Genomic DNA, 19,568 nt, shown 5'->3' with positions numbered 1-19,568 from the left:
GCCATTATGAAAAAGATTGCCATGCTAGGTTCCGGATTCATCGGCCGCTTCTATGCCGATTCTTTACAAGGATACCGTAGCAAAGACAAAATCGTAAGCATTTATTCCAGAAGAGAAGAAAGTGCCAAGAAATTCGCTGAAGACTACAAATGCGATCATTGGACTACCAATATGGAAGAAGCCATTGCGCATCCCGATGTGGATGTGGTGTGTATCTCTCTTCCCAATCATAAACACGAAGAAGCTGTGATGCTCTGTTGTAAACACAAAAAAGCAGTAATCACTACCAAACCATTAGGAAGAAATGGTGAGGAAGCAAAACGCATGTTAGAAGCCGTGGAAAAAGCAGGCATCTTCAACGGATACTTAGAAGATTTGGTGTACACTCCCAAATTCATCAAAGCACATGAGAGCGTAAAAAAAGGCGCTTTGGGAAGAATTCTTTGGGCGAAATCAAGAGAAACCCATCCCGGGCCTCACAGCGATTGGTTTTGGGACATTGAACAAGCAGGTGGCGGATGTATCCTCGACCTAGGTTGTCATTGCGTAGAAATTACCCGCTCGTATATTGGAAAAGACATCAAGCCCATTGAAGTAATGTGTTGGGCCGATACACAAGTGAAACCTATTGATGCAGAAGATCATGCTATTGGATTGATCAAATATGAAAACGGCGCCATTGCTCAATTTGAAGTAAGCTGGACATTTAGAGGAGGCCTCGATCTAAGAGACGAAGTAATGGGCACCGAAGGAACCATTTGGATCAACTCGTTCTTAAGAACAGGTTTTGATATGTTTACTACCGGCAAAGGTGCCGACTATGTAGCGGAAAAAGCAGAAAGCAATAGCGGATGGCTGTTCCCGGTAGGCGACGAACTCAATGAACTCGGCTACAACCACATGTTTATGGACATGTTCAACAGCATGGAACAAGGAGTAGACCCGAAGGAAACCTTTTACGACGGATATGTAGTGAACTGCGTGTTGGATGCCGCCTATCGTTCGGTGAAAACCAAACAATGGGAACCGGTGAAATTGGAAATTTGGAGAGGAAGAGAAGGCGTTTCCAAAGACAGCCACCTAACTGAATACGACGCCGATCACTATTTAGTAAAAGAAGAGGTAACGCACTACGGCGCGAAGAAAGTGATCCTCAAGAACAAACAAACCGGAAAGATTTCCGAGAAAGTATTAAACTAATAAACCTCCACCGGCTTTTTGTAAGAAAAGCCGGTTCTTTTTTTATGAGATACGGTCTTGCCATCAGCCTTGCAATGCTTGCTTTCAACTCCTGTAAAGAAGTTGCAGAGAAAAAATATACGAACTGGGAATCTTACGGAGGTTCCAATGAACGCATTCGGTATTCAGATTTAACTCAAATCGATACCAATACCATTGCCTCCTTAGAACCAATTTGGACATACAGCAGCGGCGATGCCGATACGGCCAACCATTCTCAAATTCAATGCAACCCCATCATCATCGGTGATCGTTTGTTTGGCGTAAGTGCTCAAATGAAACTATTTTGCATTGATGCTACCACAGGCAAACAGCTATGGATATTCGATCCGAATATTAAAAGCAAAGATGATCCGAATGCGGCTTCCAGTCATATCATGATCAACAGTCGCGGCGTTGCCTATTGGTCAGACGGCGGCGCCAATAAACGCCTCTTCTTTACTGCCGGGTCCTTCACGTATGCTATTAATGCCGACAGTGGCACCGTAATTACTAGTTTCGGTAAAGCCGGAAAAATTGATTTGCACGAAGGATTAGACCGAAACGTCTCTGATTTATTCGTAGTGAATACCTCACCCGGAACCATTTATAAGAACCTATTGATCCTTGGTACCCGAGTGGATGAGGGCTTACCTTCCGCACCGGGTCATATACGCGCTTACGATGTAATAACGGGCGAACGAAAATGGATCTTTCATACCATCCCGCAGCCGGGAGAACCGGGTTATGAAACATGGTCGGACAGCAATTCATACAAGATAACAGGGGGCGCGAATGCATGGAGTGGCTTTTCTTTAGACGAAGCCAACGGAATATTGTTTGTACCCACCGGATCTGCAGCTTATGATTTTTATGGTGGGAATAGAAAAGGCGCCAATCTCTATTCGAATTGCTTGATTGCATTGGATGCGGCAACCGGAAAAAAAATATGGCATCAACAATTGGTACACCACGATCTATGGGACAAAGACCTTCCCACCCCTCCTGCATTGGTAACTTTGCAAAAAAATGGCAGCGCTATTGAAGCCGTTGCGCAACCCACCAAACAAGGACTCTTGTTTATTTTCGAACGAAAAACAGGAAAGCCGGTATACGATGTAATTGAGACTCCAGTTGATACTACCGGAGCCTTGCCGGGCGAAGCAGTATGGCCCACACAACCCATTCCGGTGAAGCCTGAACCATTTTCACGTCAAACCATAACCGAAAAAGATATCAATCCATATTTGGCCGATAGTAGTAAAGAAAAGGTGTTGCAACAATTTCATGTCGTTCGAACCGGCAAAATTTTCATGCCACCCGGGAAGCAGCCATCGCTGGTATTTCCCGGCTTTGATGGTGGTGCAGAATGGGGAGGTCCGGCTTTCGATCCCAAAACAGGACTCTTGTATGTAAACACGAATGAAATGCCTTGGGTAATGGAGATGCTGGAAAATAAACCGGAAAAGGTAAAAGTGGAAACGAATCTGGTAGCGGGTAAACGACTTTTCGGACAGTATTGCAGTACATGTCACGGAGCAGACCGCAAAGGTAGCGGCAACAATCCCTCTCTATTGGCAGTTGATAAGAAATACGACACGGCGTCTTTCTATAGCTTGCTTGGTTCGGGTAGAAGAATGATGCCGGCATTTGGTGCCATTAGTAAAGCCGATAAAGAAGCGATCGCATCCTATGTATTGAACCAAACCACTCTTCAGAAAAAGCAACACATTCCTACAGAAGTACAGACTCCGCAACTCCCCTATCGAATGAAATCGTATTCAAAGTTTTTAAGTCCGGAAGGATTTCCTGCGATTAGTCCGCCCTGGGGCACATTAACCGCCATTGATTTGAACGAAGGAAGCATCAAGTGGAAAATTCCCTTGGGAGAATATCAGGAATTCATGAAACCCGGCATTCCTATAACCGGTACAGAAAACTATGGAGGCCCTGTGGTAACAGCGGGAGGTTTGGTATTCATCGCGGCCACCAAAGACAGCAAGATCCGCGCGTTCAATAAATACAGCGGTAAGCAGGTATGGGAATACAAACTCCCTGCGCCGGGATTTGCAACACCGGCCATCTATGAAATCAAGGGAAAGCAGTATTTAGTGATCGCCTGTGGTGGCGGAAAATTGGGAACCAATTCAAGTGATCAGTACATTGCATTTGGGTTGAAGTGAGCGAAGAATAATTAATAATTAATAATTATGAATTAATAATTCTTAATTCCCTCTACATCCACTTCGCCAACATCGACTTTAAGTCTCCTGCCGAATAAGGCTTGGCCAAATAGTCATTCATTCCATTCTCGCGGTATTGTGACAACCGGCCGTCGGAGCTGTTTACAGTAAGCGCAATAATGGGCATGTATAACTGGAGCTCTTTGCGAATGTACTGAGATGTTTCAAATCCATCCATGCCGGGCATGTTGATGTCCATGAATATCATGTCGGGATGATGTTCGTCCATTACACTTAGTACTTCAGTTCCATTGCTTGCCTCCAATACTTGATAGCCCTGAGATTTCAACACATGCGAAGCCAACCTTCTGTTCATTTCATTATCATCCGTCACCAATACTTTTTTTCCTGTACCTTCCGCTTTCTCGCTACACTGCAATTCAACATCACGCACTTCGAGAGGCAATTCAACTACTATTCTTGTTCCCAAACTTGGTTCACTACTTACAGTAATGATTCCATCCATCAATTCAACCAATCCTTTTACCAAGCTCAATCCCAAACCACTTCCGCCCGACTTCTTAATTGCATTGAAATGATACAAACTGTTCTTCGTAAAAGCCATCTTTACAAATTCCTTAGTCATACCTAAGCCAGTATCAGTGACCGTTATACGAATGCTATGAGTAGACTTATTATCTGTAATGCGTTCGATCGAGAATCCAACAAAGCCGGTCTCAGTATATTTCATCGCATTGTCGATCAAATTCTGCATTACTTGCGTGATGCGCTTTTGATCACCAAAGTATTCTTGTTGGTGGCAAAGTTTGTCTAGAGATGATTTGTATTGTATCCCTTTTTCTAAAGCCCACTGCGAGAATTGCTTCACTAGCTCGTCATTTACTTGAGCAAAAGAGAACCAATTTGAATGCAAATTGATCTTGCCGCAATGAATCAACGACGCGTCTAACATATCATGAATCACATTGCTTAATCGCACAGTTGATTTACTGGCCTTGTTCACAAGTTCTTCATCGGCAGCTTCTAAATTCGACTCCTGCAATTGATCCAAAATTGTTTTTACAACATTCAAAGGAGTTTTTAACTCATAACTCATGCTGTCCAAGAAATAATTCTTAGCAAGAATTGCCTTGTTAGCTGCTTCCTGCGCATGAACAATGGATCGCTCCAGCATTTGATGCGATTCAGGAGCTCCTGAAAAAATCCAGCAATTTTTATTTTTGATGAAATGGAACTTCCCTCTAATCTGAAGGTCCTCAATTTCAGGGTGAGTAATCGAAACTTCCGCCTCATGAAACAAATCCATATAACCTTCGAAAGGTCGGGAAGAACATGGTAAACTTACGGTTGCAAACTCGCCCAATACCACCGGTTGCGTTAATGCCGGCCAAGGAGAAGCGGCATGGGTTACCACGCCAAAAGAATTGACTTGTAAATAATACGGAATGATCTCTGATAACTGCGCCGGTGAAAATTGAATAAGTTCCATGCTGGTGATTTAGCTTAAAAAATCACACCATGTAAAAGAGAAAACTACTGAGAGAGCAAGCTTTCGATCACATTTAACATATCGGCTGTAACCGTATCGTTCTTGAGTAAGAAACCATGTGCGCCTTCTAATAGTACGCGCTCCTTGATATTCTCATCCTGATCTCCGGTAACAATAGTAACATATACCGAAGGATTCATTGAACGTACTTTTTGAACCAATTCTAGTCCTGTGCAATCGGATAAGTTGTAATCGGCAAAAACCATAAAAGGGTTCTCATCGATTTGCTCTAACATCGCTTTCCCCGAGCTGAAAAAACTCACATTCGTGAATCCTTGATTGGTGAAAAAATTCATGTACATGAATCCACACATCGGATCATCGTCAACTAAAAAAATAGTAGTGTTTGCTTTTACAGACATAGGTGCGTATTCGTCTTCACCAGATTAATGCCAGAACATTAACTTGCACTAAGACCTTGATTTATAGTTTTTTATAGAATATATAACAATTAAAGTTAGCCTATTTTGGGAAGCCTTTTCCAAAATTGGGAAAACTTTATCACTCGTGTCGAGATCCAATGATCACCCACTGTTTAGCACTCCAAACCTTCCCCCTCAATACTGCATGAAAACTGAGCGTATCGTAAAAATGCTCCGTTAGTCCCGATGGAGCATCTTCAATGGAGGGAACTCTGTACAAACCACTTACAAAAGCCTTTATCGCATACTTCGGTGTGTCTGAACTGAGCTTCTTCATTTGGTCTATTTGAACGGTATCAATTAACCATATGCCCGCCCCTTCGGTTATACTTTGCTGTTTGTAGTTCAACCGAATCAGTTCCATTGCTTTCTCGTCGGTTAGTCGATTACCACAGGATACTAAAAAGGTTCCGAATATCAAGAGTATTCGGAACCCGGTATAGAATTGCTTCATATTATAAGTTCATATCGGCAATAATGCCTTTAATTCTTGCATCCAAATCGGCACTTACTTTGTCGAAATCAGCGGCACTTGCCAAAGGCGTATTCACGCTGAAATAAAACTTGATCTTCGGCTCTGTTCCCGAAGGACGGGCAGAAATCTTCGATCCATCCGCTAAAATGAATTGCAACACGTTTGACTTTGGCAATTCAATTTTCCAGCTCTCGCCTGTCAACAAGTTCTTTCCAACTTGCAATTCGTAATCGAGCAAATGAGCAACCGCCGAACCATTAATGGTTTTAGGAGGATTGCTTCTATAGCTTTCCATCATGGCTGCAATTTGCGCTTGACCATCCATACCCTTCTTGGTAATAGAGATCAGATGTTCTTTATAGTAGCCATGTTGAACGTACAAGTCGATCATTTTATCGTACAAAGAGCGCCCCTTGTCTTTTTCATAAGCAGCCATTTCGCAAAGCATGGCCACTGCTGAAATCGCATCTTTATCACGAATTTGAGAGCCAATCATTAATCCGTAGCTCTCCTCACCACCAATCACGTAATTCTCTTTTCCTTCTTTTTCTTTGATCAATTCGGCAATCCATTTGAAACCGGTGAGCACATTGTAACAAGCAATACCACTTGCTTTGGCAATGGTATCAATCATTTCAGTAGTTACGATGGTTTTCACCACCATATCATTGGGTTGCGCCACACCTTTCGCCTTTCTCGCTTCAATCATATAATTGAAAGCCAATACAGCCGTTTGGTTACCATTCATTAGCACCCATTCCCCTTTGTGATTTTTGATACCAATACCTACACGATCACTATCGGGGTCGGTTCCTAATAAAATATCGGCATTGATGGCTTTGGCCTTATTCAAACCAATGCTCATGGCTTCACTTTCTTCCGGGTTCGGATAAACGACGGTTGGGAAATTACCATCAGGAGTCGATTGTTCTTCCACAATGGTTACATCGGTAAACCCAAACTCTTTCAACACCTGAGGCATCAAAGTGATACCGGTACCGTGAATAGGCGTGTACACAATTTTCAGATCGTGCTGACGCTTGATCACCTCCGGATAAACACTCAGGCTTTTCAACATCGCTATATAGGCTTCATCCAATTCTTTACCAATCAGCGTAATATTGGCTTCGCCACCACTCCACTTCACTTCATCTACCGAAGCGATCGCTTCTACTTCTTTGATCACATTTTTATCATGTGGAGGAACCAACTGACCACCGTCGTTCCAATAGGCCTTGTAACCATTGTATTCTTTGGGATTGTGAGAAGCGGTACAAACTACCCCACCTTTACAGCCCAAATGGCGAATGGTGAAACTCAATTCAGGAGTAGGACGCAAGGCTTCAAACAAATAAACCTTAATGCCATTGGCACCAAATACATTGGCAACCGTTTCTGCAAAAAAGCGGGAATTGTTTCTGCTATCGTGTGCCACGGCTACTGATACAGTTTCGCCGGGAAATGATTTCTTCAAATAATTGGCATAACCTTGAGTGGCCATACCCACCGTGTATTTATTCATACGATTGGTACCCACACCCATAATACCTCTCAATCCCCCCGTACCAAATTCCAAATTGCGATAAAACGATTCGGCTAATTCTTTCTCATTAGAAGCTTGTAATTCTTTAATGGCAGATTTCGTAGCATCGTCAAAGTTGCCTGTTAACCAGACATTCACTTTTTCTAAGATAGCAGCATCCATATTGTTAATTTAAAAAGAATAATATTACCGGAAAATTAGGACATTCTAAAGAAATCTTAGACTAATTTTATCCCGTAAATTTATTGACAATCAGAGCGTTCATTCATGAGGAAAAAAATCCAGTCATCTTATCAAGAAGTACCCGGCACAGGCATATTACCAGCCGAGTATCAGCTATTGGAACCTAACAATCAAGAAGAACCATCTGTTGTAATCGCTTTCATCAAGAAGAGATGCACCCTCCTCTTCATCCTCCCCCTGTCCCTTTTCTTTTTCAATATTTGTTCTGCTCAAACCACCGATTCTTTTTCAATAAAAAAACGCACTTGGGCTATGGCAGGTGGACAAGCAGCCTTCTATGCGGGATCATTACTAGCGCTGAACCAAGCTTGGTATGCCAACTATCCATCGGCCCCTTTACATAGCTTCGACGATAGCAGGGAATGGTTGCAGGTTGATAAAACAGGACATGCGTGGACGGCCTACCAACTGAGTCGCGGCACTTACGGCATGTGGAAATGGGCTACTCAAAATGAAAAAAAAGCAGCTTTATTGAGTGGCATTAGCAGTCTTGGCTATATGACGGTTATAGAATTCCTCGACGGTAAATCGGCTGAATGGGGCTGGAGTTGGTCCGATATTGGAGCCAATTTCACCGGAACCGGATTGTTTCTATCACAACAATTGGCCTGGAAAGAACAACGCATCTATTTGAAATGGAGTTTTCACCCCGGCAGTTACAGCGAGCCCGATTTAAAAGCAAGAGCGAATCAACTGTTCGGGAAATCGTGGTACGAACAAATGCTGAAAGATTACAATACGCAAACTTATTGGCTTTCTGCTAATATCCATTCATTCTTCAAGGACTCAAAGATTCCCAAATGGTTGAATTTGTCGATCGGTTACGGGGCTGATGGATTGTGGGGTGGAGAAGAAAATATCGCCAAAAATGCTGCAGGGCAAGTTACTTTTGATAGAACCGATATCAAGCGCATTCGACAATTTTATCTTGCCCCCGACATCGATTTTACCCGAATTCCCACCAAAAAGAAATGGTTGAAAACAGTGTTCTATTGTTTGAACTCCTTGAAAATGCCGGCACCGGCGTTAATGCTGAATAGTTCCGGAAAGCTAAAAGGGTATTTCTTGTATTTCTAAGCGAGGTAGGCGCCTAAAACTTCTTCGTCGTTCACTTCTACATAAATATGCTCTTGCAAAGTAGTAGCTACAGATAGTCCCACGAAGTCGCTGCTAATCGGGAAGGCTTTGTGTGTGCGTTCTACCAATACAAAAGTTTGGATCTTTTTGGGATGAAACGCCAAAAAAGGTTGAATGGCATACAGCATGGTTTTGCCGCTATTGGCAACATCATCAATCACTATGATGACTTGATCTTTATACTGAATGTCTTCGCTCAATTTAACTTCAGCAGGATGCTTTTTATCAAGCGTAATGGTAATGATTCTTGTTGGAATAGAACTGTGTTTAGCGAGCAGCGCCTGTACATTTTTCGCTACTATGGAACCGCTGTTTCGAATACCGGCCAAAATCAGTTCGCTTGCGTTCATGTTTTGCTCTAAGACTTCCAAGGCCATGCGTTCCAGTTTGGAAGCGGCTGCAGCTTTATCTAGGATGTATTTCTTTTCGGTACTCATGCCACGAAATTATTGATTTTTGCCCATCAGCATGGGCACAAAAGAAAATTGCTCAAACAATTCTTCGGAGTAGCTACCATCGGCATTTTTTGTAACCCGTTTCATTTGTTGTATTTCACCTTCGCCTACGGGAATCACCAATTTGGCTCCTGTCTTCATTTGTTCGATCAATTTCGGAGGAATGAAGGGAGCTGCAGCAGTCACCAATACTTTATCAAAAGGAGCGAAAGTTGGAAGGCCTTCAAATCCATCTCCATAAAAATATTTAATAGAGGGATATTTACCACGGAGAATGAAATTTTTATGAAAATCGAACAGCTTTTTTTGGCGTTCAATGGTGAAAACTTGGCAACCCAAAGCCCCTAATACCATGGCCTGATACCCGCTACCGGTGCCTATTTCCAATACTTTTTCAAAAGGCTTTACATCGAGCAATTGAGTTTGATACGCTACGGTATAAGGTTGAGAAATGGTTTGGCCCTCTAAAATGGGAAAGGCTTTGTCTTCATAAGCCACTTGATCGAATGCAGAATCTAGAAAATAATGACGAGGAATCTCATTCATAACTTCTAAAATGCGTTCATTAGTGATGCCTTTGTCGCGCAAAACTTGAATCAATTGTTTTCGAAGTCCTTTGTGTCGGTATGTATCTTCAAATGTTCTCATAGCGAAGTTGAAATAAGCCTTGGTTGGAACCCTCTTTTGGTTATGCTATGCAAGTTCCGTTCTTTCTTAGATATTATGAAACCTTACTACTTCTTTTTTAATCGAAGTAAAGGCGTTTCGATCCAATGATACGAAATCATGCTCAAAGCAAGGGTAGTTAATAGCAATATGTTTGATGCGGTGATAGTAGCCCATTCGGATGGCATGTGTATTTGAAGCAGTTTTTGCAAGCCGCCACCAGCCATTCGCAAAACGATCCAATGAAATACATACAAACCATAGGAATACTTTCCCAAGAATTGTAAGATTGGGTGCAATAAAACCGGCGATAAAAATGACTCGTTGGACTGAAATGGATAGGCCACCAAGAATCCGTACACCAAATAGAAGCCGGTGAATCCCAATCCGGCCATCAGCGGGTGGTGCATTGAAAAGTCGCCATCTATCCAACCAACTGTTACCAGTAAAGCAAGTCCAATCCCCGCCATCCAGAATAAACTTGTTCTATTCAAACGTTCTTTGTTTAGAAACAGAAAGATTCCCATTAAGAAACTGTCGACCCTGCAAAACGTATTGCCATAATAAACATAGTATTCATTCCAATGATCCATTTGTTGAGCGAGAACGTAGCGGACTGCGATTAAACCGATGGGTATAAGGAAAAGAACTGCTCCTGTTTTCAGTTTTCTCATCAGTTGAATCAAAACCGGACTCAACAAATAGAACTGCATTTCCACAGCGAGGGACCAAAAATGTTCCAAATGGTTTGCTTCGTGCTTTTTGTGTAGAATCAATCCCCAGTTTTGAATGAATAGGGGATATTCATACCAAGACTTAATATAAGGCGCGTAATAGTGTTGCTTATCGGCTGTTCCGGGAATTAGAATGTAGACGAAGAAAGCGATCACTACAAGAAAGTAGAGCGGTGCAATGCGAAGCAATCGGTTTCTCATGAATTGCAAGTAGCCATCAAATGTAGTTGAATACGATTCGTAGTTCATGGCTATTAAATAGCCCGACAGAACAAAAAACAGATCTACCCCACTCCATCCAAACTGCATTACAGGAAATCCAATTCGGTAATGATATGCGATCACTAATAATATGGCCAAGCCTCGAAGGCCGTTGAAATGTTTGATATGTTGATTTGGGGGCAACTGAACTACTATTCGATGAATGATACCTTGAAAATACTAGTATATGTGGTATAAAAACAAAAAAGCCCGCTAAAAGCGAGCTTTAAGTGATCCGGATTGGATTCAAACCAATGACCCACAGCTTAGAAGGCTGTTGCTCTATTCAGCTGAGCTACCGGACCGAAATCGGCTGCAAAGATATTATTTCCCAGCTTATTACCCAAGCCTTCGGCTGCCTTTTTCCGAAAAATGAGTTGAAGAAGAATCTTTATGTTTGCAGCTAATACAAGTAAATATGGATGTAAAAATTCATGAATCGTGGAAACAGGTGCTTAAAAACGAGTTCGAAAAAGCCTATTTCCTTGAAATTGTGACCTTTTTACGCACCGAACGGATGGCAGGCGCCACCATTTATCCGCCCGGTTCCCTCATTTTCAATGCTTATAACACCACTCCGTTCGACCAAGTAAAAGTGGTGATCATTGGGCAAGACCCTTATCATGGACCGGGGCAAGCACACGGACTCAGCTTTTCAGTTCAGAACGGCATAGCCACTCCACCTTCGCTTCAAAATATTTACAAAGAATTACACACCGATATTGGTATGCCCATTCCCAACCATGGGAACCTCACCCCTTGGGCAGAGCAGGGAGTGCTACTCCTCAATGCTTCATTGACTGTTCGCGCCAATCAACCGATGAGCCATGCTAAAATTGGCTGGAGCGGTTTTACAGACGCCACCATTTCAACCATATCGAAGGAAAAAGAAAAGGTTGTTTTCCTACTTTGGGGTAAATTTGCGCAGGAAAAACAAGTGCTGATTGATGAAACCAAACATTTGGTACTCAAAGCCGCACACCCTTCCCCCTTATCCGCATACAACGGTTTTTTTGGTTGCCGGCATTTCTCTAAAACCAATGAATACTTAAGTAAAAATGGACTGAGTCCGATAAACTGGAACTTGTAACATGAACATTGTCAAGAATATTTTGGGAAGAGTGTTTGCTATTTGGGCCATGATCATGTTTGTAGGGACCATGATTTTGATGTACATCCCCTTTCTTTTACTCTCCTACTTCAAAAAGGACCCAATAAAAACAACCCGCTTTATTCGAATTTCTAGAATATGGATGCGCGTTTTCCTTCCATTAGCAGGCTGCCCCATGAAAGTAAAAGGGGAAGAAAATTTCGAAAAAGATCAGAACTATATTGTGGTTTGCAATCACAATTCCTTTCTAGATGTTCCACTCTCCTCTCCATTCATTCCGGGTAATGGTAACAAAACCATTGCTAAAAGCGAACTGGCTAAAGTGCCGGTGTTTGGATTGATCTATAAAACCGGAAGTGTTCTAGTGAACCGCAAAAGCGATCAAAGCAGAAAAGAGAGCTATCAAAAAATGAAAGACGTGTTGCAAATGGGGCTGCATATGTGCATCTACCCGGAAGGAACGCGGAACAAATCAGAAAAAGCCTTGAACGAATTTCATTTGGGAGCGTTCAGACTAGCGAAAGAAACCGGAAAGCCATTAATTCCCGGTATTATTTTCAATACAAGAAAAGTAATGCCCGCTAATAAGATCTTCTTTTTCTGGCCAACTAAAATAGGAATTCACTTCTTATCACCTATACCAGTAACCGAATCTGATACACCGGAATCGTTGAAAGAGAAGGCTTACCAAGCCATGAAAACTTACATTGAATCGAAACCCACGATTTAAATTATTATGCTAATGATATGAAAATCTCAAACAATTCATATCTACTGGCCAAAAAAAGTAATTGAGTTTTTGAGTTTTTTTAGTTTTTAAGTAGTCGCATCAACAGCGATTTCTACTCTGAAAAAGCCTCCCAGTAAAGGTCCTTTTCTACGCATTAACGTTGTTCAAAGCCCAATCTAAAAAACTAAAAAACTCAACAACTAAAGAACTCGCATTCAAAGTATCCTTTGGGGGATTGCCCAACAACTCTGAGGTCACAATTTAATTACCATAGAAATACCGCGTTCTGTTCAATTTCAAATCGCGGAGCAAGCCCGACTTCGGACTCACGGTAATATTAAACGAACGATACAGACCCACCGGTGTCACGTTAATTGAAAGCTGCCAACAGTGCATCTCGCGGGTAATGAAGGTGGTGATACTTTGAATGGTCGCAGTTTTAAAATCGTAGTAGCTACTTGCGCCTACTTTCCATTTTGGAGTCAAACTGAAATCGCCGTTTACACTCAAGTTGCTGTAAATATCGGTTCTAAACCCACTATAGTCTGATTTTAACACTCGTGAAAAATTCAAAGAATACGATAAGCTCAAGTTCCAAGGAACATCGAAATCAACAAACTCAGAAGGATTTTGCCTCATATATTCTAACTGCATTTGTTGCTCTTGCAAGGTCTGCGCCGGAACATCTTGATTGTTCAACACTCGCTCCTCTTTCTTTTTATCTTTCGTTTTACTTTGGAAACTGGCACTAATGGCAATGTTTCCATTGGTGATTCTTGGAAAACTTTTGTTATTTCCTGCCCAGGTAAACTCTTTCTGAGGGAAACCTAGAGAATCTACCTTATAGGGATCCATCGTAGCTCCTGCCGTGATATTGATTTTTTCAAACAAGGTAGAACGTGCGTAGAAACTAATCTGACTCAACTGAAACGAATCGGCCATGAAGTTATAGTTACCGTTGAATCCAAATCCATCAATCAATTTCACTTTCTTAATTCCCCCATTGGTAACAGTATCTTTCCGATCCCGCACCTTCATCTCAATATTGTTATCAACACCAAAACTTATACCGCCGAATTTCCCTTCAGAAAATGCGCCAAACATCGACCCTTCGTAATAGGAGAAGCGGTATTGCCTGCCCGCGGTATCAATTTGTACATTATAATAATCCTTTGCCGCAAGGTCGGGTTTATAGTTGATAGAGAAGGTTGGTCGAATTACATGTCGAATGGCCACTACCCTGCTGGTTTTCTTGAACCGGTCGTAGGTTCCGAAAATAGCTGTATTGATACCTAAACTAAAGCTCATGTCGCGAGAAGTGTACAACCCTTTTTGAATAGCGGTATCTACTTTCTTAGCATTCGGATTCCATACCCGTTGAAACTTGCGGGAATACCATTTTTCTTGATAAGAAATACCAGGTGCAATTTGGAATGGTCCAATTGGAGGTAAGCTCAATTGAATGGGAATCACGTGTTGAGCACCCCACTGCATGGTATCAATTAATCGACGAATATTAAACAACGAGTCGTAGAAACTAATTTGGTTGCCAACATTCGAGTTCAAGCCAATGCCCAGCTTCTCATACCATTTAGGGGCACCTGCAAATTCCTTTTTTTGGAACGGATAGAAAGTATTGACGTTGAATTGCAAGTTTGGTAAACTCAAATTCACCAAACCGGTGTTATTGTTTTGGTTGTGAGAGGCATTTAAACTTAAATTGTATTTGCTTCCCCAAGCCTTCGTGTAAACAATCGAAGAGTTCAACTGATTACTAAAATTCCGAGTAGCGTTATTTGCAACATACTGGTTGAACTTCGTGGAACCGGCGTTCACGTTAGCAGAAAAAGTAGTTCCCGGCCGCGCACGACTGTCAACCGTATGACTCCAAGTAATATTAAATGTCTTAGAATTTGTGAACTCATTTTTAGCATCAGAGCTTAAAATTCTCGTTTGTTGATATGCAAAATTGAGTGATCCATTGTAACGATAGCGAACCCGATAGGTTGGAGTTAAGTATACATTGAATCCACCGTAAGAATACAAGTTGCTTCTTAGTGTAACATCGAAATAGTCGTTCAACACCTTGTAATAACCCAATCCCTCCAATCCCAAACCAAATTGTTGGCTGGACGAAAACTGAGGTGCTAACAATCCGGAATGACGACCCTGATTCAAAGGGAATAAGCCAAATGGAATATAGATCGGCACAGGCACTCCCTCAAATTCAGGATGCACAGGTCCCGTTACCGCCAATTTCTGATTGATCAATTTGATCTTACTAGATATGAAGGCAAAATGCGGTGTATCGAGGTTACAAGTGGTGAGTCGTGCAAGCTTACCAAAATATTCAGTTTTTGAGATCGCTTTCGACTGTTGCAAGTTCACGTGAAGTTCGCCTTGTTCCGTGTAGGTATTTCGAGTGATCCCCTGTTGTTTCTTAAAATTGTAACGAATGAGATCACTTTGCATTTTGGTGTCGGCTTGAACCATTACAGGAAGACCGGTGAGCTTTCCGGCCGTATCGCGGCGCGGACCGGCAATGATCATATCCGTTGGCTGGTCCATAATGATACTATCGGCCTTCAACTCGATATCCTTGTAAGTAACCTTTCCTTTCGAATACAAAATGATGCGTTTATTAGGGATATCGAAGGCCATTGAATCGGCCGCTTCATAATTCACCGGAGCATCAAGCGTGTCTTTTGAAATCTTCAGATTAAACGTATCATTTTTGATGCGCAAAGGATCGGGAAGTCGTTTAGAGGAATCAGTAGTATTGGGAACAGTATCGTAAGAGGAGGTCGTTAAGTTTTTCCCAAAACGAAGGTTACGAGAACGAGCAGGCAGTGAAAACAACGTTAATAACACTGTAATCGTGAACAAAAAAAGGAGCGAACTATTTTTTATTTTATTTTTGCCTACACTATTCATATGCAGTGGGTGCAAATGTAGCCATAAATGCATTAAGAATATGTGAAGATTCAGTATCAACCCATAGAAATTCCAATTATGAAGAAGTCCCTGGCTGTACTCTTTTTAGCCTCCCTAACCATCGCAGGCATTACTGCCTTCAGACCCATGCCTGAAGCGAGTCCTCTAGCTCAAACACCCAAGGTACGTACGATCATTGTTGACCCCGGTCACGGTGGAAAAGCTGCAGGAGCGAATGGAAAGTATTCCTACGAGAAAGACATCTGTCTTGATGTGGCACTCAAATTGGGAAAACGTCTCGAGGAAGCATATCCCGACGCAAAAATCCTTTACACTCGCACAACAGACGTATACACCGATAACAGATGGAGAGCGGATTTCGCAAATAAGAATGGAGGCGATTTGTTCGTGTCTATTCACGTAAATGCAATGCCGCCAACCAAACATACCAAGTTCATCGGATACAAATCCGAAACCTATTATGTGAAGAAAGGTGGTAAAAGAGTGAAAAAAACCAGAAAGGTTCCCAAGTACAATGTATATTATACACCAAACACTAGAAGTGGCACGGAAACTTATATCTGGGCTGCCGATAGAGCCGACGAAAAAGGCGAATTCGTTGGTGAACAAGTATATGATTCACTTGAGTATGTGCCTAATATTAACCACCCGGAATTTAAGGCCAAATCATTGTTGTGGACGAAGAAGTATTTCGATAAGAGCCTGCTCCTCGCCTCTTTTGTGGAAGAAGAGTTTACCAATGCCGGTCGCTCGAGTAACGGGGTAAAACAACGGACCTGGGAAGGTATTTGGGTGTTACAAGCAACCGCGATGCCCTCTATTTTGGTTGAAACCGGTTTCATCACAAATGAAGATGAAGAGAACTACTTGAACAGTGAAAAAGGACAAAATGAAGTTGCCGATAATGTGTTCAATGCAATCAAACGCTACAAACAACAATTGGAGAACAAAAACGTGCTGGGTAAAAATACGCCAAAAGCTAAGATCAACTCAGTAGTGAGTAGAAAATAACCGATTCGTAAATATTTGAAAGCCAGTCTCCTTAAAGACTGGCTTTTTTATTTTACTACAAGCCAATTCCTAAACATCGTCGACTCTTCCGCTCGTTTCTTAACAAAACTCTAAATCCACTCATTCAAAGCGGCTTCAAAAAAGGATAATTCCCAGAAACCCACTATTTTATCTATTTTTGCCCTTTCATTGGACTGTGGTTAAACAACTTCTAATATGAAGGTATCAAACGAAACTAAAGTAGGGGCGCTAACTGCGATCGCTATTACAATACTGATCTTAGGATTCAATTTCTTAAAAGGTAAAGATATTACCGAGCTTTCCAATACGGTATTCGCTGAATTTCCAAGCGTAGAAGGACTGGCTCCTTCTAGTCCCGTTTATGTGAAAGGATACCAAGTAGGGCGCGTAGCCGATTTGGAAGCAAAAGATGCAAACCTCACCGGAATTAAAGTAAGCATCACTCTTAAGCAAAGCATCAATATCCCCAAAGATTCCTATGCTACCCTTTCAAGAACCCTCCTGGGTGCCACTAGCGTAGTTATTGTAATGGGTAACGCTAAAGAATACGTGCAAGACGGTGGTGAACTTTCCGTTAAATTGTCTCCCGATTTAATGTCGCAGGTAAAAACAAGCCTTGATCCGGCTGTAGACAATATCAACAAAACCTTGGTTCAGTTAGAATCTGTGATCCAAAAACTGAATGCGGTACTGGACCCCAACACACAGAATAATTTGCATGAAATTGTAGCCAATTTAACCACATCTTCCAAATCATTGGTAGAGCTCTTGAACACCCAATCAGGAGCCCTAGCCCATACCTTAAACAATGTTGAAAGTGTTACCGGTAATTTGGCAAAAAACAATGCTTCAATTGATAGCACTTTAAACAACTTACAGGTTACAACCAAGAATCTTTCGCAAGCTAAGATTGCTGAAACAGTATCAGGGCTTCAATCGGCAGTAGCAAAATTGGAGACCACCTTAAACAAAGTAAACAGTCCGGAAGGCAGTGTGGGTGCGTTGTTAAATGATCGCAAATTGTACGATGAATTGCGACAAACCAATAGAAGTTTAACTACCTTACTCGACGATTTTAAAACTCACCCCAAACGATATGTAAACGTATCGGTTTTCGGGAAGAAAGATAAAACAGGTCCATTAAGCAAACCACTTTACGATAGCATCCCGGCAAAAGGATCGAACAAGTAATGAAGTCAGTCTTTTCCCTTCTTATTGTCCTACTCTGCATGAGCCAATTGGCCCATGCTCAAGCAGTAACCGATACTACGGCTTCTGATACTATGAAATTGGTGGAAATCATCAATGCCGATAAGAATGGATTTAAGAGAATCGACTCTGTTACTGAACTTCAGATTCTAGTAGGGCATGCCATTATCAAACAAGGAAGCACCACTTTCTATTTCGACAGTGCGGTTTATAACAAACGGCTAAAGACGGTGGAAGCGTTCGGAAATATTCACATCAACGATCGAGACAGCATTCATACCTATTCTCAATACCTCCTTTATCATACAGATACCAAAGTGGCTTTCCTAAAAAAGAAGGTAAAACTCACCGATAATAAATCCACCCTCTACACGGAAGATTTAGTGTACGATATCAACCAGAAATTGGGCGAATACAAAAATGGAGGCAGAGTGGTAAACGGCTCTTCGGTACTTACCAGTAAAGAAGGCACTTACTATGCCGACTTGAAAGACATCTACTTTAAAAGAAATGTAAAACTCAAAGATCCGAAGTACAATCTTGAAACCGACTCACTCTTATACAATACCAATTCTGAAATTGCCACATTCATCGATCGCACAAAAATCGTGGACAGTTCAAAACGTGAAATCATCACGCGTGAAGGGTTTTACGACTTGAAGAATAAGAAAGCAGTCTTCGGAAAAAGACCCACTATCAAAGATGGGGCAACGCAAATCACCGCCAACGACATCACTACAGATGATGAAACCGGTATCAGTATTTTAAAGGGAAACGCAGTTTATAAAGACACAGCGCAAGGAGTTGCCGTTCTAGCAAACCTAATTGAGGCCAATAAAAAAGAAGGTAATTTCAGAGCCACGTTGAATCCGCTTATGATCATCAAACAAGAAGAGGATTCCATCTATATTGCCGCTGATACGTTGTTCTCCGGCAAACTCAGTAAGCTCGGTAAAGACAGTACTGTATTGAAAGATACCATCAAAGGGAAAGTGGTGATCACGAAGGACTCTATTAACAACAACGATAGTACAGATCGCTATTTCAAAGCATATAGAAACGTGAGAATATTCAGCGATTCCTTGCAAGCGGTGGCCGACAGTTTATTCTATTCTGGCAAAGACTCCATTTTCCGGCTCATGCAAAAGCCAATTGTATGGGGCAATACCGGGCAAATTACGGGCGATACCATTCTTCTCTACACGAAGAATAAAAAAGCCGATAAAATGGAGGTCTTCGAAAAAGGGATGTTGATCAGTGATGCCGGCAGCGGGCTTTACAATCAAATAAAAGGCAATCGTATTTATGCCTATTTCAAAGAAGGCAATCTCGATTATGTTCGAGCGAAAGGAAATGCGGAAAGTATTTACATCATTACCGACGATAAAGACAGCAGCTTAATAGGCATCAACCGCGCCACAGGCGATATCATCGATCTTCGATTTGTAGAGAAAAAAGTAAACCGAGTGGTGTTTGTGAACGATGTGAAAGGAACCATGTACCCAATCAAGCAAGTGCCTGAAGAATCGAAACGACTGCCCAACTTCCAATGGCATGAAAAGCGCCGTCCTAAAACCAAATACGAACTCTTTGGTGAATAAGATCCTGTTAAAGAAATACTATT

General features: G+C 41.8%; 16 protein-coding genes and 1 tRNA gene. 8 read left to right on the top strand and 9 right to left on the bottom strand.

The features are described 5' to 3' along the window. The first annotated feature begins 6 nt into the window (after positions 1–6). Both ACQ2HE_RS12875 and ACQ2HE_RS12870 read left to right on the top strand, forming a co-directional pair. Positions 7–1,200, top strand: coding sequence for a Gfo/Idh/MocA family protein (locus ACQ2HE_RS12875; protein ID WP_430896295.1), 1,194 nt, complete (start codon positions 7–9; stop codon positions 1,198–1,200). Positions 1,201–1,244: 44 nt separating this feature from the next. Beyond that, complete coding sequence (locus ACQ2HE_RS12870) at positions 1,245–3,401, top strand: outer membrane protein assembly factor BamB family protein (RefSeq protein WP_430896297.1); 2,157 nt, start codon at positions 1,245–1,247, stop codon at positions 3,399–3,401. Positions 3,402–3,453: 52 nt separating this feature from the next. Here ACQ2HE_RS12870 and ACQ2HE_RS12865 read toward each other — a convergent pair whose 3' ends face one another. From ACQ2HE_RS12865 to ACQ2HE_RS12850, 4 genes are all read right to left on the bottom strand, one after another. Next, a complete protein-coding gene (locus tag ACQ2HE_RS12865) occupies positions 3,454–4,911 on the bottom strand; it encodes an ATP-binding response regulator (RefSeq protein WP_430896299.1) in 1,458 nt (485 codons plus the stop codon). A 44-nt stretch (positions 4,912–4,955) separates the two neighbouring features. Further along, positions 4,956–5,333, bottom strand: a complete 378-nt coding sequence (locus ACQ2HE_RS12860) for a response regulator transcription factor (RefSeq protein WP_430896301.1) — start codon at positions 5,331–5,333, stop codon at positions 4,956–4,958. A gap of 139 nt (positions 5,334–5,472) precedes the next feature. Then, positions 5,473–5,847, bottom strand: coding sequence for a hypothetical protein (locus ACQ2HE_RS12855; protein ID WP_430896303.1), 375 nt, complete (start codon positions 5,845–5,847; stop codon positions 5,473–5,475). A gap of 1 nt (position 5,848) precedes the next feature. Then, entirely contained in the window at positions 5,849–7,573 is a 1,725-nt protein-coding gene (locus ACQ2HE_RS12850; RefSeq protein ID WP_430896305.1) for a phospho-sugar mutase, read from the bottom strand. A gap of 105 nt (positions 7,574–7,678) precedes the next feature. On the opposite strand from ACQ2HE_RS12850, the gene ACQ2HE_RS12845 reads away from it, so the two are divergent. Continuing rightward, complete coding sequence (locus ACQ2HE_RS12845) at positions 7,679–8,731, top strand: DUF2279 domain-containing protein (protein ID WP_430896307.1); 1,053 nt, start codon at positions 7,679–7,681, stop codon at positions 8,729–8,731. Here the strand turns inward: ACQ2HE_RS12845 and ACQ2HE_RS12840 are convergent. The 4 genes from ACQ2HE_RS12840 to ACQ2HE_RS12825 form a co-directional block, all read right to left on the bottom strand. Next, on the bottom strand, positions 8,728–9,228 hold the full coding sequence (locus ACQ2HE_RS12840; RefSeq protein WP_430896309.1) for a phosphoribosyltransferase family protein: 501 nt from the start codon (positions 9,226–9,228) through the stop codon (positions 8,728–8,730). The genes ACQ2HE_RS12845 and ACQ2HE_RS12840 overlap by 4 nt on opposite strands. 9 nt (positions 9,229–9,237) lie before the next feature. Then, entirely contained in the window at positions 9,238–9,894 is a 657-nt protein-coding gene (locus ACQ2HE_RS12835; protein WP_430896311.1) for a protein-L-isoaspartate(D-aspartate) O-methyltransferase, read from the bottom strand. Positions 9,895–9,980: 86 nt separating this feature from the next. Continuing rightward, entirely contained in the window at positions 9,981–11,051 is a 1,071-nt protein-coding gene (locus ACQ2HE_RS12830; protein WP_430896312.1) for an acyltransferase family protein, read from the bottom strand. 87 nt (positions 11,052–11,138) lie between these two features. Further along, positions 11,139–11,212, bottom strand: a tRNA-Arg gene (locus ACQ2HE_RS12825). A 113-nt stretch (positions 11,213–11,325) separates the two neighbouring features. Here ACQ2HE_RS12825 and ung point away from each other — a divergent pair. Both ung and ACQ2HE_RS12815 read left to right on the top strand, forming a co-directional pair. Further along, positions 11,326–11,997, top strand: a complete 672-nt coding sequence (gene ung / locus ACQ2HE_RS12820) for a uracil-DNA glycosylase (protein ID WP_430896314.1) — start codon at positions 11,326–11,328, stop codon at positions 11,995–11,997. A gap of 1 nt (position 11,998) precedes the next feature. Beyond that, a complete protein-coding gene (locus tag ACQ2HE_RS12815; protein WP_430896316.1) occupies positions 11,999–12,748 on the top strand; it encodes a lysophospholipid acyltransferase family protein in 750 nt (249 codons plus the stop codon). Between the two features lie 261 nt (positions 12,749–13,009). Here ACQ2HE_RS12815 and ACQ2HE_RS12810 read toward each other — a convergent pair whose 3' ends face one another. Next, the gene (locus tag ACQ2HE_RS12810) at positions 13,010–15,634 is read right to left on the bottom strand and encodes a putative LPS assembly protein LptD (protein ID WP_430896318.1); all 2,625 of its coding nucleotides are present in this window, start codon (positions 15,632–15,634) and stop codon (positions 13,010–13,012) included. Positions 15,635–15,760: 126 nt separating this feature from the next. Here ACQ2HE_RS12810 and ACQ2HE_RS12805 point away from each other — a divergent pair, with 126 nt between their 5' ends. The 3 genes from ACQ2HE_RS12805 (at position 15,761) to ACQ2HE_RS12795 (ending at position 19,545) form a co-directional block, all read left to right on the top strand. Further along, on the top strand, positions 15,761–16,714 hold the full coding sequence (locus ACQ2HE_RS12805; protein ID WP_430896320.1) for an N-acetylmuramoyl-L-alanine amidase family protein: 954 nt from the start codon (positions 15,761–15,763) through the stop codon (positions 16,712–16,714). A 216-nt stretch (positions 16,715–16,930) separates the two neighbouring features. After that, complete coding sequence (locus tag ACQ2HE_RS12800) at positions 16,931–17,926, top strand: MlaD family protein (RefSeq protein ID WP_430896322.1); 996 nt, start codon at positions 16,931–16,933, stop codon at positions 17,924–17,926. Next, on the top strand, positions 17,926–19,545 hold the full coding sequence (locus ACQ2HE_RS12795; RefSeq protein WP_430896324.1) for an OstA-like protein: 1,620 nt from the start codon (positions 17,926–17,928) through the stop codon (positions 19,543–19,545). Before ACQ2HE_RS12800 ends, ACQ2HE_RS12795 begins: the two co-directional genes overlap by 1 nt. Positions 19,546–19,568 lie beyond the last annotated feature (23 nt).

It is taken from the genome of Endoryza foliicola, assembly GCF_050589245.1.
Lineage (GTDB): Bacteria > Bacteroidota > Bacteroidia > Chitinophagales > Chitinophagaceae > Endoryza > Endoryza foliicola.
This window is presented reverse-complemented; position numbering and strand designations above follow the sequence as displayed.